This window comes from Solibacillus isronensis (assembly GCF_900168685.1).
GTDB lineage: Bacteria > Bacillota > Bacilli > Bacillales_A > Planococcaceae > Solibacillus > Solibacillus isronensis_A.
This window is the reverse complement of record NZ_FVZN01000014.1, coordinates 586,428-610,469: the sequence shown is the minus strand read 5'-3', so window position 1 is coordinate 610,469 and position 24,042 is coordinate 586,428. Positions and strand designations below refer to the sequence as shown.

The 24,042-nt window shown below is 40.5% G+C and carries 22 protein-coding genes and 1 pseudogene; all 23 read right to left on the bottom strand.

Features of this window, described 5'->3' with window-relative positions; all coding sequences use genetic code 11:
• Positions 1 to 5: 5 nt before the first annotated feature.
• A complete protein-coding gene (locus B5473_RS11600; RefSeq protein ID WP_079525290.1) occupies positions 6 to 314 on the bottom strand; it encodes a YlxQ family RNA-binding protein in 309 nt (102 codons plus the stop codon).
• Positions 311 to 589: an RNase P modulator RnpM gene (rnpM, locus tag B5473_RS11595; RefSeq protein ID WP_079525288.1), complete on the bottom strand. Its 279-nt coding sequence runs from the start codon at positions 587 to 589 to the stop codon at positions 311 to 313. The genes B5473_RS11600 and rnpM overlap by 4 nt, the downstream gene beginning before the upstream one ends.
• 39 nt (positions 590 to 628) lie before the next feature.
• A complete protein-coding gene (gene nusA / locus B5473_RS11590) occupies positions 629 to 1,756 on the bottom strand; it encodes a transcription termination factor NusA (RefSeq protein ID WP_079525286.1) in 1,128 nt (375 codons plus the stop codon).
• Positions 1,757 to 1,770: 14 nt separating this feature from the next.
• Positions 1,771 to 2,256, bottom strand: a complete 486-nt coding sequence (gene rimP / locus B5473_RS11585) for a ribosome maturation factor RimP (protein ID WP_079525284.1) — start codon at positions 2,254 to 2,256, stop codon at positions 1,771 to 1,773.
• A 466-nt stretch (positions 2,257 to 2,722) separates the two neighbouring features.
• Positions 2,723 to 4,126 (bottom strand): annotated as a pseudogene (locus B5473_RS11580) (PolC-type DNA polymerase III); the annotation flags it as partial.
• Between the two features lie 778 nt (positions 4,127 to 4,904).
• Positions 4,905 to 7,871 carry a PolC-type DNA polymerase III gene (locus B5473_RS11575; RefSeq protein ID WP_079528664.1) on the bottom strand — a complete coding sequence of 989 codons (2,967 nt, stop codon included), beginning with the start codon at positions 7,869 to 7,871 and terminating at the stop codon, positions 4,905 to 4,907.
• A 184-nt stretch (positions 7,872 to 8,055) separates the two neighbouring features.
• Positions 8,056 to 9,762 (bottom strand): proline--tRNA ligase, encoded by a 1,707-nt coding sequence (locus B5473_RS11570; RefSeq protein ID WP_079525280.1) that lies wholly within the window; start codon positions 9,760 to 9,762, stop codon positions 8,056 to 8,058.
• A 291-nt stretch (positions 9,763 to 10,053) separates the two neighbouring features.
• On the bottom strand, positions 10,054 to 11,310 hold the full coding sequence (rseP, locus tag B5473_RS11565; protein ID WP_079525278.1) for an RIP metalloprotease RseP: 1,257 nt from the start codon (positions 11,308 to 11,310) through the stop codon (positions 10,054 to 10,056).
• 140 nt (positions 11,311 to 11,450) lie between these two features.
• Positions 11,451 to 12,596, bottom strand: coding sequence for a 1-deoxy-D-xylulose-5-phosphate reductoisomerase (gene dxr / locus B5473_RS11560; protein ID WP_079525276.1), 1,146 nt, complete (start codon positions 12,594 to 12,596; stop codon positions 11,451 to 11,453).
• 22 nt (positions 12,597 to 12,618) lie between these two features.
• Positions 12,619 to 13,416, bottom strand: a complete 798-nt coding sequence (locus tag B5473_RS11555; protein WP_079525274.1) for a phosphatidate cytidylyltransferase — start codon at positions 13,414 to 13,416, stop codon at positions 12,619 to 12,621.
• Complete coding sequence (locus tag B5473_RS11550) at positions 13,413 to 14,207, bottom strand: isoprenyl transferase (RefSeq protein ID WP_079525271.1); 795 nt, start codon at positions 14,205 to 14,207, stop codon at positions 13,413 to 13,415. The genes B5473_RS11555 and B5473_RS11550 overlap by 4 nt, the downstream gene beginning before the upstream one ends.
• A gap of 512 nt (positions 14,208 to 14,719) precedes the next feature.
• The gene (gene frr, locus B5473_RS11545) at positions 14,720 to 15,277 is read right to left on the bottom strand and encodes a ribosome recycling factor (protein WP_079525268.1); all 558 of its coding nucleotides are present in this window, start codon (positions 15,275 to 15,277) and stop codon (positions 14,720 to 14,722) included.
• On the bottom strand, positions 15,277 to 16,002 hold the full coding sequence (gene pyrH, locus B5473_RS11540) for a UMP kinase (RefSeq protein ID WP_079525266.1): 726 nt from the start codon (positions 16,000 to 16,002) through the stop codon (positions 15,277 to 15,279). Before pyrH ends, frr begins: the two co-directional genes overlap by 1 nt.
• 161 nt (positions 16,003 to 16,163) lie before the next feature.
• Entirely contained in the window at positions 16,164 to 17,048 is an 885-nt protein-coding gene (gene tsf, locus B5473_RS11535; RefSeq protein ID WP_079525264.1) for a translation elongation factor Ts, read from the bottom strand.
• A 158-nt stretch (positions 17,049 to 17,206) separates the two neighbouring features.
• The gene (rpsB, locus tag B5473_RS11530) at positions 17,207 to 17,929 is read right to left on the bottom strand and encodes a 30S ribosomal protein S2 (protein ID WP_079525262.1); all 723 of its coding nucleotides are present in this window, start codon (positions 17,927 to 17,929) and stop codon (positions 17,207 to 17,209) included.
• A gap of 159 nt (positions 17,930 to 18,088) precedes the next feature.
• Entirely contained in the window at positions 18,089 to 18,640 is a 552-nt protein-coding gene (locus B5473_RS11525) for a hypothetical protein (RefSeq protein WP_079525260.1), read from the bottom strand.
• 12 nt (positions 18,641 to 18,652) lie between these two features.
• Entirely contained in the window at positions 18,653 to 18,964 is a 312-nt protein-coding gene (locus B5473_RS11520) for an RNA polymerase subunit sigma (RefSeq protein WP_079525258.1), read from the bottom strand.
• A gap of 12 nt (positions 18,965 to 18,976) precedes the next feature.
• Positions 18,977 to 19,747: a FliA/WhiG family RNA polymerase sigma factor gene (locus tag B5473_RS11515; RefSeq protein ID WP_079525256.1), complete on the bottom strand. Its 771-nt coding sequence runs from the start codon at positions 19,745 to 19,747 to the stop codon at positions 18,977 to 18,979.
• A gap of 143 nt (positions 19,748 to 19,890) precedes the next feature.
• Positions 19,891 to 20,259 carry a multidrug transporter gene (locus B5473_RS11510; protein ID WP_079525254.1) on the bottom strand — a complete coding sequence of 123 codons (369 nt, stop codon included), beginning with the start codon at positions 20,257 to 20,259 and terminating at the stop codon, positions 19,891 to 19,893.
• Entirely contained in the window at positions 20,259 to 20,762 is a 504-nt protein-coding gene (locus B5473_RS11505) for a chemotaxis protein CheD (RefSeq protein WP_079525250.1), read from the bottom strand. The genes B5473_RS11510 and B5473_RS11505 overlap by 1 nt, the downstream gene beginning before the upstream one ends.
• On the bottom strand, positions 20,759 to 21,397 hold the full coding sequence (locus tag B5473_RS11500) for a chemotaxis protein CheC (protein WP_079525248.1): 639 nt from the start codon (positions 21,395 to 21,397) through the stop codon (positions 20,759 to 20,761). The genes B5473_RS11505 and B5473_RS11500 overlap by 4 nt, the downstream gene beginning before the upstream one ends.
• Positions 21,398 to 21,461: 64 nt before the next feature.
• Positions 21,462 to 21,908, bottom strand: a complete 447-nt coding sequence (locus B5473_RS11495; protein WP_079525246.1) for a chemotaxis protein CheW — start codon at positions 21,906 to 21,908, stop codon at positions 21,462 to 21,464.
• 20 nt (positions 21,909 to 21,928) lie between these two features.
• The gene (locus B5473_RS11490) at positions 21,929 to 24,025 is read right to left on the bottom strand and encodes a chemotaxis protein CheA (RefSeq protein ID WP_079525244.1); all 2,097 of its coding nucleotides are present in this window, start codon (positions 24,023 to 24,025) and stop codon (positions 21,929 to 21,931) included.
• Between the last annotated feature and the right edge of the window lie 17 nt (positions 24,026 to 24,042).

Sequence of the window (24,042 nt, the reverse complement as noted above, 5' to 3'; positions counted from 1 at the left end):
CCCGATTAATTTTCGTTGAGTAGACTAGACATTTTTTTAGCAAATCCGCTATCTGTAATAGCAATCGCTACACGGGCTTCCTTCCCGGTAGCATGTCCAAGATCATATCGATCTCCGAAAACATAATACTCAACATTATAAAACGTACATTTATCCTGAATCTTTTTGCTCGTGTTTGCCGAAGCATCCGAAGCTAAAAAGACAAGTTTTGCATTGCCGTTGCGAATTTCTTTTACGACAAGCTCTTCTCCGGATATTGTTTTTCGTGCACGTGCTGCTAAACCTAATAGCTGTAGCAATGCCGGGTTTGTCATAAAATCGACTCCCGGCGGATTAGCGTTAGCAACTCCTCATACACCTCATCCGGCACTTTTGCATCAAGCTGGCGATCTAAAATATTCTTTTTACGCGCCATTTCAACAGCATCTTCCGTTTTAGAAACATATGCTCCACGACCGGATTTTTTTCCTGTAATATCAACAGTCACTTCGCCCTCTTTCGAACGAACGACGCGAATCATTGATTTTTTCGGAAGCATCTCGCCTGTTGCAACACATTTGCGTAAAGGAATTTTTTTATTAACGGCCATATTGCTTACCCTCCTTGCAAAATCATTCCAAATGATGGCTTACTCTTCGTCATCACCATATAAATCAAATTGTACTTCTTCTGCATCTTCACGTGGAACGAATGTGCTCGTTTCAGAAGGATAAATTCCTAATTCGCGTGCATCTGTTTCACTCTTGATGTCGATTTTCCAGCCCGTTAATTTTGCTGCTAAACGAGCATTTTGTCCGCGCTTACCAATCGCAAGTGATAATTGGTAATCCGGTACGACAACTGTTGTTGACTTTTCTTCTTCATTTACTTGAACGTCCAGAACTTTTGAAGGGCTTAGTGCGTTTGCAACGAATACAACCGGATCTTCTGACCATTCTACGATATCGATTTTCTCACCGTTTAATTCGTTTACAATTGTTTGCACACGTGCACCTTTAGCTCCAACACATGAACCTACAGGATCTACTTCTTCATTATGTGCATATACAGAGATTTTTGAACGGTCTCCCGCTTCACGCGCGATTGATTTGATTTCAACAGTGCCATCATAAATTTCTGGAACTTCCATTTCAAACAGACGGCGCAATAATCCAGGATGTGTACGAGATACGATTACTTGTGGACCACGTGTTGTGCGTTCAACTTTTGTAATGTAAACACGGATGCGTGATGTTGGCTTATAAACTTCACCTTGAATTTGTTCGTTAACAGGTAATGCCGCTTCCACTTTACCGATTGACACATAAATATTACGTGCATCTTGACGCTCGATTACACCTGTTACGATGTCATCTTCACGGTCTACATACTCTTCATAAATTAAACCGCGCTCTGCCTCACGAACACGTTGCGTCACAACTTGCTTTGCAGTCTGTGCCGCGATACGTCCGAAGTTACGTGGTGTTACTTCTTCTTCTACGACGTCACCAATTTCATAAGCTGCATTAATGAATTTCGCGTCTTCCAATGCGATTTCCAGACGATCGTCTTCTACTTCTTCTACTACGTCTTTACGAGAATAAACAACCATTGAACCTGTTTCTAGGTTAAGATCCACGCGAACGTTTTGCGCTTGGTTGAAGTTACGTTTGTACGCCGTTACTAAAGCCGCCTCAATCGCCTCAATTAATACATCTCTTGAAATACCTTTCTGCTCTTCAAGGGCAGTTAGGGCATCTAGTAATTCACTACTCATTTTTGTTTTCACTCCTAAATTTGCTTATCTGAAAAATCGATAGCAAGACGCGCTTGCGCAATTTTTTCTTTTTCAATTTGTACTGTAACTTTACGTGTTTTAATACGGAATTCGATTTCTAAAAATTCATCTGTATATGCGCGTAAATAACCATAGAATTCTTTTAAATCCTTAACAGGTTCATAAGTTTTTACATAAATATATTTGCCGATTGCTTTTTCAAAGTCCTGTTGTTTCTTTAACGGACGTTCCGCTCCTGGTGAAGAAACCTCTAAGTAATAGTTTTGCTCGATTGGATCATTTTCATCCAACTTCTCGCTTAAACGTTCACTCACTTGTGCACATTGTAAAATATCAATGCCGCCTTCTGGTGTGTCAACATAAATACGAAGGAACCAGTCGCGTCCTTCTTTCACGAACTCGATATCAACTAATTCCAAATCAAGCTCTTCCACGATCGGTGTCACTAGCTCTTCAATGATCGACGTAACTTTGCTCATCGTATCCTCCCTAACGTCTTTGTTTGTTTTAAATCTTCTTAGTATTGGTTAAACAAAAGACGAGTTTTCATTGAAAAAAATGGAGACATTTACATCTACATGCAATTGCGTCCAGATTTCTTTTGAGGCCCACAGGACGTGGGTCAGCCTGTAATTGCCGTAACATACGGCGTTTTAGACGGACTTCATTTTTTTCATTATAAAATTTGTGATATTCGCCAAAGGCCCAATTCCATTGAACTAATAATCAAATCACTTGCTCTTCGGAATTAAATAGTTGTGTAAACAACAGAAAAGAGCGGGAAACCCCACTCTTTTGCTGGTGAACTATCAACAAATTATTACATTCAGCATAGCACAAAGGCTATCCTAATGCAAATTTTGCCTATTAACACATAGAATTAACAACAATTAAGAGAATATGCATCCGTAAACACAAAATCCTCTCTTTTGGCCAATCCGAACATTAGAATAAGGACAGCTGGTTGGCATCCGGCATTCCTTCCAGACATCCAAGCTCATCCATATACTCGATTAATGTCTTCGATACACGGCCGCGCTGCTGTAAATCTTCCTTCGATAAAAACTCTCCGTTTTTACGCGCTTCAACAATTTGTTTCGCTACGTTTGTACCAAGGCCTGGAATGGCATCAAATGGCGGAATCAATGAGTTTCCTTCGATGATGAACTCACTTGCCTGTGAACGGTATAAATCAACCTTTTTGAAGCTCATGCCGCGTTCACACATTTCAAGTGCCAGCTCCATAACCGTAAGTAAACTTTTCTCTTTCGGCGCTGCATCAAGCCCCTTCATGTTGATCTCATCGATTTTTTTACGGATCATGACAGATCCTTGAGTCATCGCAATCAAATCAAAGTCCGACGCACGCACCGTGAAGTACGCTGCATAGTAAAGAATCGGATGATGCACCTTGAACCAGGCAATACGCACGGCCATTAATACATACGCTGCGGCGTGGGCTTTCGGGAACATGTACTTAATCTTTTTACAAGAATCGATATACCATTCCGGCACTTTCTTCGCACGCATTTCCGCTTCCATTTCATCTGTTAAACCTTTACCTTTACGAACAGACTCCATAATTTTAAAGGCAAACGATGGTTCCAAATCCTGATAAATTAAATAAACCATAATATCATCACGACAGCCGATTACTTCTTTTAATACACAAGTGCCGTCTTTAATCAGTTCCTGTGCATTTCCAAGCCATACGTCTGTACCATGTGATAGTCCTGAAATTTGAACAAGTTCACTGAATGTGGATGGTTTCGTTTCTTCAAGCATTTGGCGTACGAATTTTGTCCCGAACTCCGGAATTCCGAGCGTTCCGGTTTTCGTGCCAATTTGCTTTTCCGTTACACCGAGCGATTCTGTTGAACTGAAAATCTTCATAACAATCGGATCGTCGGTCGGGATTGTTTTCGGATCGATTCCGGATAAATCCTGAAGCATACGAATTACGGTCGGATCATCGTGTCCAAGTATATCGAGCTTTAAAATATTATCGTGAATCGAGTGGAAGTCGAAATGAGTTGTTTTCCATTCCGAATCCTGTGCATCCGCCGGGAACTGTACTGGCGAGAAGTCGTAAATATCCATATAATCCGGTACTACGATAATGCCCCCCGGATGTTGTCCTGTTGTACGTTTTACCCCTGTACATCCTTGCACAAGGCGGTCCACTTCCGCATTTCGGTAAGTGATGCCATTGTCGCTTCCGTATCCTTTTACATAACCATATGCCGTCTTTTCAGCAACCGTACCAATCGTTCCGGCACGGAATACATAATCTTCACCGAACAGCACTTTCGTATAGTTATGCGCCTGTGGCTGGTATTCACCGGAGAAATATGACGATAGGTAAGCCTTTGAAGTTATCACCAGCTTTTCCCCCGTCCCACACCGTGCATGAGGCTTTCACACTCACACGGCGTTCCATCGTTAGTTTTGTTGAATTGATAATTAAAATAAAATAAATGCACCTTGCTATTTCAACACTAACGACTTGTGCCCTTCCCTCAGAAATGTTTTTTCCTCCGACCTATTTGTTATTCAGTCATCACTGGCATTTCATCAACGGTACTACGGCACTACTGCCACTCCGTTTAAGTAAGTTATAGCTCTTCAGCCTTTCCTTACACCGTCGTCATCGACATGCAACTGTCTCTTACGTTCGGAGCTTCACACGTTCCACTATTTCTATCTGTACATCTTTCCTTAGGTTCCCCCTAAATTCCGCTAGGCTTGCATGTGCCTGTAACACAAGATGGATTTTCATAACCAAACGCTTACTCATCCACACCTAGAAGTCCTATTTTGGACCCCGCAGCATTTCTACTGCGTGACATTCACGAAAAGTCAGTCGAGGGTTCGTCCCAGTGATTCTACTGATTCTAACCTTAGAAAGTTTATAGACGCCAGGCCTATCATCCACAAGATTCCTCTCTTTCCACAGCCGTACTGTTTGGGTGAACTTCAGCCTACTTTAACGAGCTTCATACAAGTTTCAGTTTTGCAGTCATCCGCTTGCATGTCGTAGCTTCAGCGAGTATGTTTCAGGAAGTTACTCCTTCATTCCATACTTCGAAATAGCAGTTCTACCTATAATGGTGGCTAGTCTTTTCAACTAGCAACGTGTCGCACTCAAATCGATATCGGGTACCTTGTCACCTTTGAATCCTAGGAACGTTTCGAACGGGATATCCTGGCCGTCTTTTTTATACGGCGCACCGCATTCCGGACATTGTTTGTTCGGTAAGTCATAGCCTGAGGCAACCGAACCGTCCGCGATAAACTCGGAATGCTTGCACTTTGGACAAACATAATGCGGAGGCAATGGATTTACTTCGGTAATTTCCATAAATGTCGCGACGAGGGATGATCCTACAGAACCACGAGAACCTACTAAGTAACCGTCAGCAAGCGATTTTTTTACGAGCTTGGCGGAAATCAGGTAAATTACCCCGAACCCGTGCCCTAAAATCGATTTCAGTTCCTTATCAATACGCGCCTGAACAATTTCCGGTAAATTTTCACCGTAAATGCTATGTGCCATTTCATAAGTCAGGTTCGTTACTTCATCATCCGAGCCTTCAATCTTTGGCGTATATAAATCGTCTTTAATCGGTTTTACATCGCCAATCATATCGGCAACAAGCTGCGTATTTGTCACAACGATTTCCTTTGCCAAATCCGGGCCTAAAAAGTCGAATTCCTTCAGCATTTCATCTGTTGTACGGAAATGGACTTTCGGTAACGGATTACGATTTAACGGGTTTGCCCCACCCATTGATCCAACAAGGATTTGACGGAACTTTGCATCGGTTTCATGCAGATAATGAACATTTCCCGTTGCTACAACCGGTAAGTTCAGCTTTTTACCTAGCTTGACGATACGGCGGATAATGTCTTCCAATGCCCATTCATCATGAACCGTACCGCCATCCACTAATGGCGAATAGACCGGTTTCGGCATTACTTCCAAGTAATCATAAAATTTTGCGATTCGCTCGGCTTCTTCCTGCGTTTTATTCATCATTGTTTCAAATAGCTCACCATTCGAGCAGCCTGAACCAACGATTAAACCTTGTCGTAGTTTCTGTAAATCGGAGCGTCGAATACGTGGTACACGGTAAAATGTTTCCGTATGCGAAATCGAAATTAACTTAAACAGATTTTTCAGCCCGGCATCATCTACCGCCAAAATTGTACAGTGACTTGGACGGGACTGTTTATATCCTTCTTCACCGCCGACATGGTCATTCATTTCAATCAGGTTTTTAATGCCTAAATCGGCAGCCTGTTTCAATAAATGCAGGAATAGCTCTCCTGTTGCTTCGGTATCATAAATTGCCCGGTGATGCTGGGTAAGTTCGATATTGTATTTTTTCGTTAATGTTTTCAAGTTATGCGATTTTTGCCCTGGGTTTACAAGACGGGAAAGCTCGACCGTATCGATCCCCGGGTGGCGGACTTCTATGCCGGCATTTTTGTATGCAACATATAAGAAACCTAAGTCAAACGCTGCATTATGCGCAACAACAACCCCATCGCCGATAAAGTCATGGAATTCACGAATGACATCACTCAGTTCTGGTGCATTGACAAGCATATCATCGGTAATATGTGTCAGCTCGATAATTTTCGCCGTTAATTTACGGTGCGGGTTTGAGAATCGTTCAAATGTATCAATAACTTGACCATTTTTTATTTTGACGGCCGCCAGCTCGATAATCGTGTCATACACGTTCGAGAAACCGGTCGTCTCTACGTCAAATACGATATACGTTGCATCTTCAAGGTCCACATCAATCGGATCGTAAACAATTGGTTTACCGTCATCAACTAAGTTTGCTTCCACGCCGTAAATGACTTTAATGCCATTTTTCTTACCGGCAGCATACGCTTCAGGGAATGCCTGAACAACAGCATGGTCGGTTACCGCAATCGCAGGATGTCCCCATTTTGCTGCTTGTGCTACTAGTTTATCGACAGATGTCATCGCATCCATTTGACTCATTGGTGTATGCAAGTGGAGCTCAACACGCTTTTCGCCTTCCGGAGCATGGTCTTTTTTAGGTTCGTGCTTGATTTCATTGATGTCTTTTACCATCATGACTAAATCGCGGGCAAATGTATCAAGCTGGATCGATCCGCGTACACGAACCCACATTCCTTTGCTCATCTGCTTCATCTTCACGACATCCTCGTCCCCGTTTGAGAACATTTTGACCATTAGTGAGTCGGTGTAGTCGGAAATTTTAAACTCAAGCAATGAACGACCACTTCGAAGTTCTTTAATATCACATGCAAAAATAAACCCTTCCAGTACAATCGAACGTTCTTCTTCCAGTACTGTGCGGATTTCAACCGGATCCGGATTTTTAATGAGTGCACCAATCTGGAACGGTGTATCTCCATTGGAAACAGCACTAGGATTGGCCGCCTTCTCTTTTTCACGCGTCGCAAAATCGGCCATCGCCTGTTTGGACAGACGCTCTTCCTCTTCCTGTCGCTGTTGGTAAAACGCTTCTTGCTGTGCGATAAATTCCTCATTTTCCTCTACAAGCTGGAACTCAAGCGGAATATGAGGGAAACCGAATGTTTTGTACGACTCGGCAATTTTATCTGTATATTTCGCTTTTAATGATAAGTACTCGACTTCGAGCATCGATGTCACGACAAGCTTATGACCTGTCCATTTCGGTGTTTGCTTCGATAAATTTGCACGCAATAGCGGCGACATTTCATCTAATTGCTCAACTACTACTTGCCAATAATCCAAAATATGCTGCTCATTAACTACCGGATTATGCGATTCAATCGTCAGTAACACATTGGCTATAGGAGAAAACTTCTCGACCATCCGCATTCGTAGCAATTGATACACTTGGTAAGGTAATATATTTTCAATTTTTATTTTAAAGTCCCATATACGTTTCTTTTTATGAACCGTTACACGTTCGAGTGTTCCATTTTCAAAAAAGGACATATAGACATCATCAGTCAATTCAAGCTGCTGTAACAATAGTAGGAATTTTTGTCTTCCTTCCTGTTTTGACAATTGTTTCACCCTTTCATCTTGCTTTTCCATTGTAAGGCGAAGAGATTCGATGGGCATAGAAAAATGCTCCACTTTATTTAAAATAAGCGGAATGAATCCCGTTATTCATCCAAACCAACCCTATCGATAAAAAATAGCCCCTACACTTCCAATGAAAAAGAAAAGAAAGTACATAAAAGATTGTACTTTCCCGTTCTCTCTATCTTAATCGTTACTAGTTTTGGCGGAAATATTCGTTTAAGCGATCGACTACTTCTTCTTTCGCCCATTCTGCAGATTCGCCTGTTGAACGGAATTTCACTTCCACAAGACCTTCTGAAGCTTTTTTACCTACTGTAATACGAACAGGTAAACCGATTAAATCTGCATCCGCAAATTTTACGCCGGCACGTTCTGCACGGTCATCATATAACACTTCGTAGCGGTATGATTTCAATACACCATAAAGCTCGTCCGCTAATTGAACTTGTGCTTCGTCTTTTGCATTGACTGGCACTAGTTGTAAGTCATATGGCGCTAATTGTGCAGGCCATACAAATCCGTTTTCATCTTGGAAATGTTCTGCAACTGCAGCAAGTATACGAGAAACCCCGATACCGTAGCATCCCATAATATATGGTTGTGCTTTACCTTGCTCATCAAGGAATGTTGCATTTAGTTTTTCTGAATAAGTTGTACCTAATTTGAAAATATGTCCAACTTCAATACCTTCAGCAAACTTAATGATACCTTGACCGTCCGGAGATGGGTCACCTTGTTGGATGAAACGGATGTCTTCATAAGAGCTGATCGCGAAGTCGCGCTCAGGGTTAACATTTAATAAGTGGAAGCCATCTTCGTTTGCACCTGCAACACCGTTACGGATTGATTTGATTGCATTATCCGCAATAACTTTTACATTCACCGGCAATTTCACAGGGCCGATTGAACCTGGTGTACAGCCTAGTAATTCTTTAATTGCTGCGTCTTCTGCCAATTCTACAGATGTAGCACCTAATGCATTCTTCAGTTTAATATCGTTAATTTCGTGGTCACCGCGCGCTAAAACAACAACCAGCTCACCATCAATATCAAAAACTAGTGATTTGATCACATTTGAAGGTTCCACATTTAAAAATGCCGATACTTCTTCAATTGTTTTTTGATCTGGTGTTTCAATCTTTTCAATGTCTTTCATCGGTGTTGTCGGTGCTGTATATTCTACAACAACTTCAGCCATTTCGATGTTTGCCGCATAATCCGATGTATCCGAATAAGCGATTGTATCTTCCCCGATTTCAGAAAGGACCATGAATTCGTGTGTACCTTTACCGCCAATTGTACCTGCATCCGCAATTACGGCACGGAAGTTCAGGCCAAGACGCGTGAAGATGTTTGAATATGCTTGGTACATATCATCGTATGTTGCATCAAGTGATTCACGTGATGAGTGGAAAGAATAAGCATCTTTCATAATGAATTCGCGACCGCGCAGTAAGCCGAAGCGTGGGCGTTTTTCATCACGGAATTTACTTTGGATTTGATAAAGTGTTAACGGTAATTTTTTGTATGATTTAATTTCATCACGCACTAAAGTTGTAATCACTTCTTCATGAGTAGCACCTAAAGCGAAGTCACGGTCATGACGGTCTTTTAAACGCATAAGTTCTGGACCGTATGCTTCCCAGCGACCTGATTCCTGCCATAGCTCTGCTGGTTGTAATGCAGGCATTAATAGCTCGATTGAATTGATTGCTTCCATTTCTTCACGGATGATTTGTTCGATTTTTGCTAATACTTTGCGCGCTAATGGTAAGTATGAATATACTCCGGCTGCATTTTGACGGATAAATCCTGCACGCAATAGCATGCGATGCGATTTCACGTCGGCATCGGATGGATTTTCCCTTAAAGTAGGGATAAACGTTTTGGTCTGTTTCATAAATAGTGCCACCTTTTTTATTTAAATTGCTACTTCTATAATACTAATCAAATTTAGCTTTGAACGCTAGTATTATTCATACAAAACGCTCAAAGCTGCCATTTTAAAACGTATTTTGTTTAAAAGAGATTCTACATCTGACATGGTGTTGATTTCCATTACGGGTCGGACGCTTTCCGCGGGCGTGGCCTGAGCCTGTAGTCTCAGGCGTCACGCTATTCCCGCAGGAGTCGCCTCCCCTTCATTCCAATCAACGTGCTTACCATTTAGTAAAATCATCTTAATAAATATTTAGAAGAAGAATCGCTGGATATCGTTCCATGTTACGACGACCATTAAGATCATCAGGAGGAGTATTCCGACGAAGTGAACCATACCTTCTTTTTGGCGGTCGATCGGTTTTCCTCTTACTGCTTCCACAGCGAAGAAAAGTAAACGGCCACCATCAAGTGCTGGTAATGGTAACAAGTTCATAATCCCTAAGTTGACGCTCAGCATTGCCGCAAAGTATAGAATATTATATAAACCGAAAGTGACAACTGTTTCAGTTGTTTTATAAATTCCTACCGGGCCTGATAATGCATCAATCGAGAATTGGCCGGTAACCAGTTTTCCGACAAGTGTTCCGATCGTAATAATCATGTTATACGTTTCTTCCACACCATACACTACGGCTTGTATTGGATTTTTTTCAATGGAGCGCATAACACCGATTTGTCCGTACGGTTGGCCACCTTCTTGTTCCACAGCTTTCGGTGTAAGTTCAATTATTTCATTGCCCGTTTCACGTTCAACTTCGAATGTTACGGCTTTGTTCGGGTTATTGAAAATTTGTTCTGATAATTGCTCCCAAGTTGAAATCGACTGTCCGTTCACCTTGACAACTTTATCGCCATCGACCAATCCAGCACTGCTCGCAACAGAATCGTCCACAACTTCGGCAATAATCGGTTCATCTGAAGGAATCCCTTGAATAAGCCCGATTATCAGGAAGATGAAAAACGCTAAAATAAAGTTGAATAATGGACCTGCGAAAATCGCCATCGCACGAGCGCCAACAGATTTCGAATTAAATTGGCGATCAAGCGGCGCAATCATCTGCTCCGTACCATTTTCAACGATGCTTGCTGTACGTGATACATTGTAGCGAATGAACTGGTCATCCTCATCGTAACCTTCAATCCAAAGTTCACGTTCTAAATCCGCACGCTCTACTTCTAAAAAGATGACGTTTTGGTAATGTGTTTTTTGGTTGAGAATGATTTTTTCTACAATATTTTCTTCGTTCGTTATTAAAGCTACGCGGTAACCAGGCTGCAGTTCTACCGTATCGGTATCTTCGCCGGCCATTCTTACATAACCGCCAATCGGTAATAATCGTAGCGTATAGACTGTTTCACCTTTCGTCATCCCAAAAATCTTCGGTCCCATACCAATCGCAAATTCACGCACCATAATGCCTGCTTTCTTTGCAAATAAGAAGTGACCTAGCTCATGGAAAAAAACGAGTGAGCCAAAAATTAAAATAAAGGCTATAACTGTTTGCATAATCTCCCACCTTCATTGGAACTGAGCCGAATATTATTTCGCTCAATCTTTTCTAGCAATCAAGCTCTTGAAAAAAGGCACTGCTTGTACAAAAAGGGATGTCCTCCTTTTCGTTCTTCACGTCCGTTTTTCACACTTTACTATTTTACCATGCTTGCGACTGTTTTTCTCGTTTCACTGTCTACATGTAAAATAGTTGCTAAATCTGGCAAAGCGATATTGTTATGACTATTCATAATTCGCTCAATACATTCTTCAATTTCTAAAAAAGTAATTTTTTCTTGTAAAAACAATGCAACGGCTGCTTCGTTTGCCGCGTTCATTGCCGTTAAGATTGTCCCGCCCATACGTCCTGCATCATAAGCAAGCTTTAATGCGCGGAAACGGTCAAAATCCACTTCCTTAAAATGAAGCTGTCCAATTTGGGCCAAATTTAAACGTTGGCCATTTGCTAGCGGTAAACGGTCCGGGTAGCTAAGTGCATATTGAATCGGTACACGCATATCCGGCGTACCGAGCTGTGCGATGACACTTGTATCTTCATATTCCACCATCGAGTGAATGATGCTTTCACGGTGCAGCAATACGTCGATGTTGTCATAAGGCATATCAAACAGTACATGTGCCTCAATAACTTCAAGCCCTTTATTCATCATGGTTGCTGAGTCAATCGTAATTTTGGCTCCCATTGACCAGTTCGGATGATTTAGAGCGTCTTTAACTGTTACACCTACTAGCTCATCCCTTGTTCTATCGCGGAATGAACCACCGGATGCCGTTAAAATAATGCGCTCGATACGCTTTTTGTTTTCGCCATTCATCGATTGGAAAATAGCTGAATGCTCACTGTCCACCGGTAAGATCGGGGCATTGTATTTTTTCGCTTCTGCCATTACAAGATGGCCTGCTGTTACAAGTGTTTCTTTGTTAGCAATGGCAATCGTTTTTCCCATACGGATCGCAGCAAGTGTCGACTCCAGTCCAACGCTGCCTAATACTGCATTGATAAGCACTGTCGAATCCGGATGTGTCGCTACATCGACCAATCCCTTTTCGCCATATGTAAAGGAAACATGCGGGAATTCTTTTTGTAAAGCGCCTGCCGCTTCCTCTGTTTGCATTGAAACTAATTCTGGTTGAAGTTTTTTTATAATTTCGCGGGACTTTTCAATATTTTGTCCGGCTGAAAATGCAACAAGCTTAAATTCATTCGGATTCGCAAGTAAAATATCAAAGGTTTGCCATCCGATGGAACCTGTTGCACCTAATAAACTAATTTTTTTCACAATGATACGTCCCTTCTATGTCCTAGGAAAAGAAATGTAAAAAATGCAGTAATGGTACGACAAATAATAAACTGTCAAAACGGTCCAATATGCCGCCGTGTCCCGGAAGAATATTGCCTGAATCTTTTACACCATAATGACGTTTAATAGCCGATTCGACTAAATCACCCATTTGTCCAATGATCGATGCAATTATTGTCACAACGATTAATTGCAGCCAGCTTGATGCAAAAGGATAGATGAGCTGCATGGCAATTGCGAAAATAACTGCAATAACAATCCCGCCAACAAAGCCTTCCACTGTTTTCTTCGGCGAAATTTCCGGCCATAATTTATTTTTCCCTAATTTACGTCCTACAAAATAGGCACCGGAATCTGTAGTCCATACGACTAACAATACAAAGACGACATATTCCAGTCCGATAAAACGTGTTTCGATAAAATAATGGAATCCAAGCCCAACATAAAGTGCCCCTAACAATATAAAACCAATTTCATCAAACGTCATTTTATTTTTTACAAGTACAATATAAATCAATAACAGTATCGCGATTCCGTACACGATCATCAATATTGAATCATATTGAAAAAACTCAGCGATATTCAGTGACCAATCATTTGGTACAACCAATACTAATAATGCAAGTGTACCAATAATACCTGGAACAGATGCAATTGAAATTCCTTTCATTTTCAGCAATTCATAGAAACCAATGATTGCGATGATACTCATTAAAATCGCAAATGGTGTTCCTCCATAAATTACGAATGGAATAAATAATGCTGCAGCAATTACTCCGGTAATGATGCGTTGTTTCAATTTGTTCCTTCTCCTTTCAGCCCTCCATAACGGCGGTTACGGTTTTGATACACAGAGATTGCCTCTTTTAAACATGCTTCATCAAAATCTGGCCAATGCGTATCAGTGAACCAAAATTCCGTATAGGCAAGCTGCCATAGCATAAAGTTACTTATGCGCACTTCACCACTCGTACGAATTAATAAATCGGGTTCAGGTAAATGAGCCGTCATTACATACTGGGAAATATGTTGTTCATTTAATTCATCAATTGTAAGATTTCCTGCTTCTACCTCTTTCAGAAGCTGTTGCATCGCCATTACAATTTCAGCACGCCCACCGTAATTCATCGCAAAGTTTAATACTAATCCTGTATTCCCTGCAGTCGCTTCCATCGCCTTTCTTAAAGCAGATTGTGTATAGTCTGGCAATGAATCCATCACACCAATCATTTCTACTTTAATATTTCGCTCCATCAGCTCCGGTAAAAAGGAATTTAAAAATTGCTCTGGTAAACGCATTAAAAATTCTACTTCTGATTTAGGACGCTTCCAGTTTTCCGTTGAAAACGCATAGAGCGTCAATACTTCTACTCCTAAATCACAAGCGCAACGTGTTATTTTTCGAACGTTTTTCATTCCTTCATGATGCCCTGCAACTCGTGGCATTGAACGCTTTTTCGCCCAACGTCCATTTCCGTCCATAATAATTGCAATATGGGTAGGGATATCCTCTCCCTTAACTAAGTCCACATTTTCACTACCGAATGACTGTTCTTTATTTGTATTTTTCCCAAAAAGTTTTTTAAACATAGTTAATACCCCCAACTGCACAGATCGGACTGCTTCCCTTTTTATCATATCAAAAAAGGGATAGCCTGTCCTTTTTATATAATGAACTTCTTTAGTATCTTAAAGAATAATTGTGCTTCTTTTAATCTTTCATATGTATTTTTTCCACAATTTATACTTTCAATTAGGGGGAACGGGTTCATGTGCATGTTTTTTTGCTACAGCTATATTTCCCTAACAAATTTAAAATTTATCTATTATTGTAAAAAAAACGTCCTTATTAGCAGGACGTTTTAATCCATGTAAAGTTCATACATCGTCAGAAAAAGATTTCGCGCTAATGTGATCCACCAGCGCGAAACAAAATTATAAAAAATCAAGTATTATCTTATTAACTTCCGTGTTGATATCCATTGCGGGTCGGACGCTTTCCGCGGGCACGGCTCGAGCCTGTAGTCTCTCGCTCGTGCTGTTCCCGCTGGAGTCGCCTCCCCTTCATTCCAATCGACCCGTTTCATAAAATATCCTTAAAATTAAACTGTTAAAATTTCTTTTTCTTTTTCTTTCACTAACTCCTCGATTTTAACGATTGAGCTGTCAGTTAGTTTTTGGATGTCATCGTTGAAGCCGCGTAATTCGTCTTCTGTGATTTCACCGTTCTTTTCTAATTTTTTCAGGTCATCGTTTGCATCACGGCGCACGTTACGTACAGCTACTTTTGCGTCTTCTGATTCTTTTTTCACCTGTTTTACTAATTCTTTACGGCGCTCTTCAGTTAATGCCGGTACAGCTAAACGAATGACATTTCCGTCATTTGTCGGTGTGATGCCGATATCTGAACGCATAATTGCTTTTTCGATTTCGCCTAAGATTGATTTATCATAAGGCTGGATAACTAAAAGGCGTGCTTCCGGTACTGAAATACCTGCCATTTGGTTGATCGGCGTTGGAGAACCGTAGTAGTCCACCGTAATACGATCCAATAGTGAAGCATTTGCTACACCTGCACGAATTGAAGCTAATTCACGTGAGAAAGCATTAATTGATTTTGTCATTTTTTCTTTTGCTTGATTTAATACTTGTTGTGTCATTACGCATCTCTCCTAACAACTGTTCCAATTTTTTCGCCTAATGCGGCACGTTTAATATTACCTGGTTCTGATAAGTTGAAAACGACAAGCTTAATATCATTATCCATACATAATGTCGAAGCTGTAGAATCCATTACTTGTAAACCTTGTTGAATAACGTCTAAATACGTAAGTGTGTCATACTTAACTGCTTCAGAATCTAATTTTGGATCTGCCGAATAAACGCCATCCACATTATTTTTCGCCATTAAAATTGCATCTGCATTAATTTCTGCGGCACGTAAAGCTGCTGTCGTATCCGTCGAGAAGTATGGGTTACCTGTTCCCGCAGCAAAGATTACGACACGTGCTTTTTCCAAATGACGAACTGCTTTACGTCGAATATATGGCTCTGCCACTTGTGTCATAACGATCGATGATTGAACACGTGTAGGAACACCCAGATTTTCCAGTGAGTCTTGTAATGCAAGTGCATTCATCACTGTTCCTAACATACCCATATAATCTGCATTGGCACGTTCCATTCCCATTTCAGCGCCGATTTTTCCGCGCCAAATGTTGCCTCCGCCGACAACTAATGCGACCTCTACACCTAAGTCGATTACTTCTTTAATTTCTGCAGCGATCGATTTAATAACATCCGGTGAGAAACCGAAGCCTAATTCTCCAGCTAATGCTTCCCCGCTAAGTTTAATAACTACTCGTTTGTACTCTGACACACCCATAGTAGACCTCCGTTACTCATTTATTTAAAAGGAAATACGATTGTGTTTTTATGTATCGTACTTCGCTTCATTCAAAAATAGATTTCTTTAAAAATAGGGAACACGCAAATGGTGCTCCCTACTGTTTGCTTAAATTAATGTTAATTTAAGTTGTAATTTAATTAGTTACCTTTAACTTGGCTCATTACTTCTTCAGCGAAGTTATCTTCACGCTTCTCGATACCTTCACCAACAGCATAACGAGTGAAGCTTGTTACAGTAGCATTTAATGAGTTTACGAAGTCGCGTACTTTTTGATCTGAGTTCTTAACGAAAGCTTGGTCTAATAAGCATACGTCTTCGAAGTATTTACCAAGACGGCCTTCTACCATTTTCGCTACGATGTTTTCTGGTTTACCTTCGTTTAACGCTTGCTCAGTTAATACTTTGCGCTCACGTTCAACTTCGTCAGCAGAAACTTCGTCACGAGAAATGTAAGTTGGGTTGATTGCAGCGATATGCATAGCGATATCTTTTGCAGCAGCAGCGTCAGTAGAACCTTCAAGAACTACTAATACACCAATACGTCCGCCCATGTGTAAGTAAGAACCGAATGCATCTGCATCAGTTTTTGTTTTGATTTCGAAACGACGTAATGAGATTTTTTCACCGATTGTAGCTGTAGCTGTAGAAATTTGGTCAGCGATTTTCACGCCGTCTTTTTCTAATTCTAAAGCAGCTTCTACTGATTCTGGTTTAGCAGATAATAATTGCTCTGCTAAAGAAGAAACTAAAATTTGGAACTTGTCGTTTTTCGCAACGAAGTCTGTTTCAGCGTTTACTTCTAAAAGAATCGCTTCATTACCGTTTTCTAAAATGTAAGTTGTACCTTCAGCAGCGATACGGTCAGCTTTTTTGCCAGCAGCAGCTAAACCTTTTTCACGTAGGAAATCGATTGCAGCATCGATGTCACCTTCTGTTGATACTAATGCTTTTTTACAGTCCATCATACCTGCGCCTGTTTTTTCGCGTAATTCTTTTACTAATTGTGCAGTAATGTTTGCCATGTTGAGTTTCCTCCTAAATATAATGAAAAATTTATTTACACTATTTCATACTTTAAGCGATAAACCGCTATTTTTCAACGATTCATACATCTTCAAATTCATTTCTCAAAAAAAGGTGATAAGGGGTTCATCCACTTATCACCTTTTCTAACAGTGAATTACTCAGCTGTAGCTTCTTCTACTGCAGGAGCTTCTTCTTCACCTTGTTTAGCTTCTAATAAAGCGTCAGCCATTTTAGCAGTTAATAATTTAACCGCGCGGATAGCATCGTCGTTTGCAGGGATTACGTAATCAATTTCATCTGGATCACAGTTAGTGTCTACGATACCAACTAGAGGGATGTTTAATTTGATTGCTTCTGCAACTGCGATACGCTCTTTACGAGGGTCTACAACGAACATTACGTCCGGAATAGCTTTCATATCACGGATACCGCCTAAGAATTTAACTAAGCGCTCGTGCTCTTTTTTAAGTTGGATTACTTCTTTTTTAGGAAGTACAGCGAAAGTACCGTCTTCTTCCATTTTTTCGATATCTTTCATACGTTGTACACGTTTTTGAATAGTACCGAAGTTTGTTAAAGTACCACCTAACCAACGTTGGTTGATGTAGTAGTTACCAGAACGTTCAGCTTCTTCTTTGATCGCTTCTTGTGCTTGTTTTTTCGTACCTACGAATAAAACTTTACCACCGTCTTGACCAACTTGACGCATAAAATCGTATGCTTCTTCTAATTTTTTAACTGTTTTTTGTAAATCGATAATGTAGATACCGTTACGCTCTACGAAGATATATTTCTTCATTTTTGGGTTCCAACGGCGAGTTTGGTGACCGAAATGTACACCAGCTTCTAGTAATTGTTTCATTGAAATTACTGACATGAGTGTTTCCTCCTAATATGTTTGGTTTTTTTCCTCCGTATTTTTCATCTGCAACAAGCTACCCGTAGACTTACGAGCACCACTTACTACATCAAAATACGTGTGTATTGTTAACACCGTTTGTAAATATATCATAATAGACTTTCAAGTGCAACTACTTTACGCATGAAACTTTACGAGTAATTCTATTTCTGTTTTCCCGCGTTCCATCATTTTTGCAATTTCTTCAATTGTTTTTCCATTGCGGTAATGATGGATTACTTGCTGCTCAAACGTCATTTTTTGTTCCTGGACATCATTTACATCAGAAAGTGGTTCCGCTTTTACGATTGCTTCATCGTTTTTTTCTTCGGCATGCTGCTGTGTTTTTTGCTTTTGATAGGCACTTGCTGCTTGCTTGACCGGTACGAATTTGCGCGGTTCCATTTCCTGTTCTTTTACCGGCTGCTCTTTTAAGGTCAGCGAAGGCTCCTCTTTACGGGATGTTGCCGTCTTTTGAGCAACATTCGGTTTTTTCAGTTCACTGATTAACCGGTCGTTCTCTTCTTTCATCTCCATTAAATATACACTAATCGCATTGTCCATTTCATTAATCAGTTCATTTTGGCGCTTTTCTAAATTCTGAAACTTAGAAAGCTTACTATATAAAAGAACAATTACAAAAATCGTAATCATCTGGATAAGAAATAAGGTAATTATAACTGCGATCATAGATGACTGCTCCTAGCCACTAAAATCAAAAAGATTCCCTTTAAACGGGTGCTGCACTTTCTGATCTAGCTGTTCCTTATTTTTCTTGTGTTCCTGCATTGGCTCTTCCCCGTTTTGGGAAGCTTTTTCCTGATCCTTATCATTGACTGCGTTCAGATGCTCTGTTTCATTGACGGATAATTGTTTGCGTTCCAGTTCCCTGTTCAATGCTTCGTTTGCATGCATTTGCTGCAGGATTGTATTTTGTTGACGCTGATCCGCAATTTTGCCTGCCTCAAATGTTTTTGGAATCGCAATCTGCAATTCCAGTCCCTTTAAGCTCATAACGCCGCCTCCTTACGTATTGATCATTTCCGAAGACAATAATTTACGTAATTTAAACAATGCTTTAGAGTGGATTTGCGAAATTCTTGATGTCGACAGTTCCAGTATTTCGCCGATTTCTGTTAATGTTAATTCTTCCGAGTAAAATAAACTGATGACAAGCTGTTCTTTTTCATTCAGCTTTTTAATATTTTCAGCCAGATCGCCTAATAGCTCTACATGAACGGTTTGCTGCTCGGGTGTTTTCGTATTGTCATCACGGATAACAAAGGACTTGCCTTCCGATTCTTCCTGATCCAGCTGTTCATTGATGGACAGCACATTCGAGAAAAAATGCTCCTGGAAAGTTTGGTACACTTCTTCGACCGGCAAATTCATATGTGCCGCAACTTCTTCCGGTGTCGCATGGCGCATCAGCTTTTGCTCAAGTGATTCGATTTGCGATTCCAGCTTCTTTGCTTTTTCACGCGCCGATCTCGGGAGCCAGTCCTCTTTACGTAAACCATCAAGAATAGCGCCACGCACACGGAATGAAGCATACGTATCAAATTTTAAATCTCGGTTTATATCAAATTTATTTAACGCATCAAACAGCCCCATCATCCCAAGACTCATCAGGTCGTCTCTGGAAATATTTTTCGGAAGCCCTACAGCAATACGCTGTACATGATACGATACGAGTGGTTTAAACTTTTTTATTAATAAATCGCCTGCTTCGGGATCACGGTTCTTTGTCCAACGAACCCATAATGATTGTTCGTCTCTATGCCTTTGTTCTGTCAAACATACCCACCCCTTTATTAGAAAAGTAACATTATTTGTGTTTATTATACCAAAAAGCCTTTTAATATACATTTAATCCAGCATTTCGACACAGTATTTCCTTATATTCTGCTAAATAAAAAAGAGCCGGATATACGACTCTTTTACCGTGTAAGGGATTCATCGCTTTGAAGCATCGAACGAACGACTTGCGCAATTTCTTCCGTATTCTCATCTTCAACTTCCATTGTTGTATGATCGCCTTGCGGTACAGTCTTTGTTTTATCCGTCTTTTCCGCCACTACAGGAAGTTCCTCTTCGGATTGTGACAAAACAGGTGCTTCCGGTGTATAAAATACATATCCAAGGAAGTAACGGATAAGAAACATTAAACCAAATGCAATGACAGCAATGACCAAAGCTATGCCGATCGTCGGCAGCGGCATCGCATAAGGATTTTGAATTGCAGCGATAAAATAAACAGCGAATGAAAGTAGTGCTGCCCAAAAATTATAAAATATTGAACCAAACATTAAATTTCACTCACTCCTTTATTGACGGTCCGTACTTGAAGCATGCATGTTTCAGGGTTAAACTCGATAGTCCGACCGCTGTTGCCGCCAGTATCTTCAGCAATAAGCGGTATACCCAGTTCTTTTAACTGCGCTTTTACAGCTTCCACATTTCTGGGCCCAATTCTCATGGAATCTTTATCTGCTGTAAATTGGAACATTTGCGCCCCGCCCGCAATTTTCGCCTTCAGCTTAAAGCGTTGTGCTCCTTCTTGTTTTAAAAGATCAACTAAAGCAGCAATTCCTGTATCGGCAAATTTTGCGGCATTCATTGTTGCCGTCCGATTTAAACTAGAATCCGGCAGCATGACATGGACCATACCGGCAACTTTTTTGGAATCGTCGTAAATGACTGCACCAACACAAGAACCTAAACCCGACGTACGGATTGTTTTAGGAACTTTTACGATATCCATTTGCGCAATACCTACTTTAATCACTTCGCTTGAATGTGTAACTATCATGTCGTAGGCACTCCTAATGCTTTAAAAATCGCTTCAAATGAATCAGGTTCAGGTAACAGGAAGAACTGCCCCTTTACTGCATCATCATCAGACATGACTTCTTCATATATGGACGTGTTAATGACGATGACTGTATCGCTAACTTGTGATAGTTCAATAAGTCCGATACTAATAATTGCGCCAAACATATCGACACTTAATCCAGGTACCGTCGGATAGATTTTAAGACCTGTAAAGTCGGATAAAGCGGATAAATAAGAGCCGGATAAAATATTGCCCATTTCCTGCATTGCCGATAAGCCAATTTCCGAATATGGCGGTGTGTGAAAATCAAAAGATTCATCATGAATGAGACTTCGAATAAATCGGTTTGCCTGCTCAATCGGCAAAATGAAAAACATGCTTCCTTGTGCATCCCCTTCAATACGAAGATAAATGCCGACGACAGCATTTTCCGAGCCGCCAGCGAGCTCCATCATTTCATTAAACGAGGCCATCTTCACGTCGGGTACACGCATATCGATCTTTTTTCCCAATAAATTCGATAATGCCGTAGCCGCATGTGCAGCACCAATATTTCCGATTTCCTTTAAAACATCTAAATGCAGCAACGTAATTTTTTCACTAAAGTTCATTTTCAATACCTACTTTAATAGATTCCAGGCAAGCGAGGCTTACCCGGAAAATTATTCATTGAAATTAATCGATCGGATTTAATACTTTATCTAAGTGAAGTAAAATTAATAAACGGTTTTCCAATTTTGCGACACCTGCGATAAAATCTTCTTCTAATGAGCCGACCACTTCAGGCTGCTGTTCAATGGAAGATGCATCAATGTCCAAAACATCATTTGCTGAATCGACAATAAAACCGACTTCCATCGTTTCCAGTGTAATAATAATAATTCGAGTTGTTTCTTCGTTACCTGAAACCGGCAAGTCAAAACGTTCACGTAAATCGATGACAGGTGTTACAACACCCCGAAGGTTAATAACACCTTTTACATATCGTTCTGTTTTCGGTACACGAGTAATATGCATTAATTTTTCGATTCCCTTTACGTGCGAAACAGGAATGGCATATTCTTTATCTGCTAATTGAAATACAATTACTTTCAAGTTTTTTTGCTCTGTTGCATTCGTCATTCTTCACACCTCTTATCCTTTTACTTCATCAGTGCGTTACAGTCTACAATTAACGCCACTTTTCCGTTTCCTAATATCGTTGCACCTGAAATCGCAAAAATATTCGTTAAGTAGTTACCTAATGATTTCAACACAATTTCCTGCTGACCGATAAATGAATCGACTACTAAACCAGCTAATTTATCGCCTTTGCGGACGATTACGACTGAATGGAAGCCATCATCTTTTTGTTCGGCACGCGGTACTTCAAAAATTTCCTCCAGGAATACAAGCGGCACAACTTTACCACGGAAATCGATTACTTTTTGATTATGTGCGTTTAATATGTCTGATTGACGGATAATCGATGTTTCAATAATAGATGATAACGGAATTGCATATATTTCATTTTCAATTTCTACGAGCATGACTGAAATAATCGACAATGTCAGCGGTAATTGAATTGAGAAGACCGACCCGACATTTTGAGTTGATTCAATCGAAATGTTGCCGCCTAATGATTCAATCGTTGTTTTAACAACATCTAAACCGACACCTCGGCCAGATACATCCGAAATGACATCAGCTGTTGAGAAACCGGATGCCATAATTAACTCGTTGATCTGCTTGTCTGTCATTGTTAATGATTGTTCATGTGTAACAATTCCTTTAGACAGCGCTTTTGCCAATACCTTATCGCGGTTAATCCCTGCTCCATCATCTTCAATCTCGATGAATACATAGTTCCCGCTATGATAAGCACGAAGTTCCACCGTTCCTTCTTCAGGTTTCCCTTTTGCACGGCGTACTTCCGGACTTTCAATTCCATGATCGACAGAGTTGCGGATCAGGTGAACTAACGGATCTCCAATTTCATCAATTACTGTACGGTCAAGCTCTGTTTCTGCTCCGACAATATTAAGCTCGATTTTTTTGTTTAAATCACGCGACAATTGACGAACCATTTTCGGGAAACGGTTAAATACTGTGTCTACAGGAACCATGCGCATTGTTAAGACGATATTTTGCAGATCCCCCATTGTACGGCTCATACGTTCTACTGTCTCATTTAGTTCTCCGTGATTCACTTCACCTGCGATTGATAAAAGTCGACCGCGATCAATTGCAAGCTCTTCAAACAAGTTCATCAATATATCCAAACGTTCAATATTTACACGAATCGTCTTACTCGATGCATGCCCAGATTTACTAGTATTGTTTTTAGCCACTGCTGTTTTTGGCTGTTCTTCAGCTACGGCAGTTACCGTTTCCTGTACTGCAGGCTGTGGCTGTACTTCCTCTGCAGGCACTTCGATTGCCGTAGTTTTTGTAACAAACACATCCCGGTCTATTTTATTGACCACTACACGATCAACTTCCGAGACTTTCATCAGCATTTTTTGCAAATCTTCAGCTGGCTCTTTCGAAATAAAGGCAACGTGGAATTCACTATCAAACTGTTCTTCTTCCAATTTGTCTACTGTCGGCGAAGATTTGATGACATCCCCGTTTTTCTCCAGTATTTCGAATACCATGAATACACGAGCTGCTTTTAATAAACAGTCTTCACGCAAAGCTACTGTAATTTCGTATGCATTGAATTCTTGTTCTGATGATTGCAGAATGACCGTTTTTTCAAAATCATCATACGATAATTTTATTTCCAATGCTTCAGCTGGCTGTTCAAATTCATTTGCTACCATTGCAGCAGCAATTTCCTGACCAGGAATTGGCTCTTCCGAAGCGGCAGTTGCCGGTTCACCTGCTTCTATGCGCTTAAGCTTTTCCACTGTCGCTTGCACATTGCGTTTACCGTCACCACCATCTGCAATGTCGTATACCATTTCTTCTAAATGATCCACCGATTCGAAAACGACATCCAAAATTTCTGCGTTCACTTTAATTTTACTGTTGCGGATCGCATCTAAAATGTTTTCCATTTTATGTGTTAAGTCGGCTAAATCTTCAAAGCCCATTGTTGCTGCCATACCTTTTAAAGTATGTGCCGAACGGAAAATCTCTCCGACAATCGTTAAATCTTCCGGATTTTTTTCCAATTCCAATAAGTGTTCACTGCATGCTTGTAAATGCTCTTTACTTTCTTCAATGAACATTTCCAAATATTGATTTAATTCCATTTAGAGGGCACCCCTTT

Coding starts and splice junctions, on each gene's coding strand:
- B5473_RS11510 (WP_079525254.1), bottom strand. CDS start 20,259: ATGTTTGGTTCAATATTTTATAATTTTTGGGCAGCACTACTTTCATTC.
- tsf (WP_079525264.1), bottom strand. CDS start 17,048: ATGGCAAACATTACTGCACAATTAGTAAAAGAATTACGCGAAAAAACA.
- pyrH (WP_079525266.1), bottom strand. CDS start 16,002: ATGGGTGTGTCAGAGTACAAACGAGTAGTTATTAAACTTAGCGGGGAA.
- B5473_RS11495 (WP_079525246.1), bottom strand. CDS start 21,908: ATGACGAATGCAACAGAGCAAAAAAACTTGAAAGTAATTGTATTTCAA.
- B5473_RS11570 (WP_079525280.1), bottom strand. CDS start 9,762: ATGAAACAGACCAAAACGTTTATCCCTACTTTAAGGGAAAATCCATCC.
- B5473_RS11600 (WP_079525290.1), bottom strand. CDS start 314: ATGACAAACCCGGCATTGCTACAGCTATTAGGTTTAGCAGCACGTGCA.
- B5473_RS11505 (WP_079525250.1), bottom strand. CDS start 20,762: ATGATAGTTACACATTCAAGCGAAGTGATTAAAGTAGGTATTGCGCAA.
- rimP (WP_079525284.1), bottom strand. CDS start 2,256: ATGAGCAAAGTTACGTCGATCATTGAAGAGCTAGTGACACCGATCGTG.
- rseP (WP_079525278.1), bottom strand. CDS start 11,310: ATGCAAACAGTTATAGCCTTTATTTTAATTTTTGGCTCACTCGTTTTT.
- B5473_RS11525 (WP_079525260.1), bottom strand. CDS start 18,640: ATGATCGCAGTTATAATTACCTTATTTCTTATCCAGATGATTACGATT.
- B5473_RS11550 (WP_079525271.1), bottom strand. CDS start 14,207: ATGTTTAAAAAACTTTTTGGGAAAAATACAAATAAAGAACAGTCATTC.
- nusA (WP_079525286.1), bottom strand. CDS start 1,756: ATGAGTAGTGAATTACTAGATGCCCTAACTGCCCTTGAAGAGCAGAAA.
- frr (WP_079525268.1), bottom strand. CDS start 15,277: ATGACACAACAAGTATTAAATCAAGCAAAAGAAAAAATGACAAAATCA.
- rpsB (WP_079525262.1), bottom strand. CDS start 17,929: ATGTCAGTAATTTCAATGAAACAATTACTAGAAGCTGGTGTACATTTC.
- rnpM (WP_079525288.1), bottom strand. CDS start 589: ATGGCCGTTAATAAAAAAATTCCTTTACGCAAATGTGTTGCAACAGGC.
- B5473_RS11520 (WP_079525258.1), bottom strand. CDS start 18,964: ATGAGCTTAAAGGGACTGGAATTGCAGATTGCGATTCCAAAAACATTT.
- B5473_RS11575 (WP_079528664.1), bottom strand. CDS start 7,871: ATGGAAAAGCAAGATGAAAGGGTGAAACAATTGTCAAAACAGGAAGGA.
- B5473_RS11490 (WP_079525244.1), bottom strand. CDS start 24,025: ATGGAATTAAATCAATATTTGGAAATGTTCATTGAAGAAAGTAAAGAG.
- B5473_RS11500 (WP_079525248.1), bottom strand. CDS start 21,397: ATGAACTTTAGTGAAAAAATTACGTTGCTGCATTTAGATGTTTTAAAG.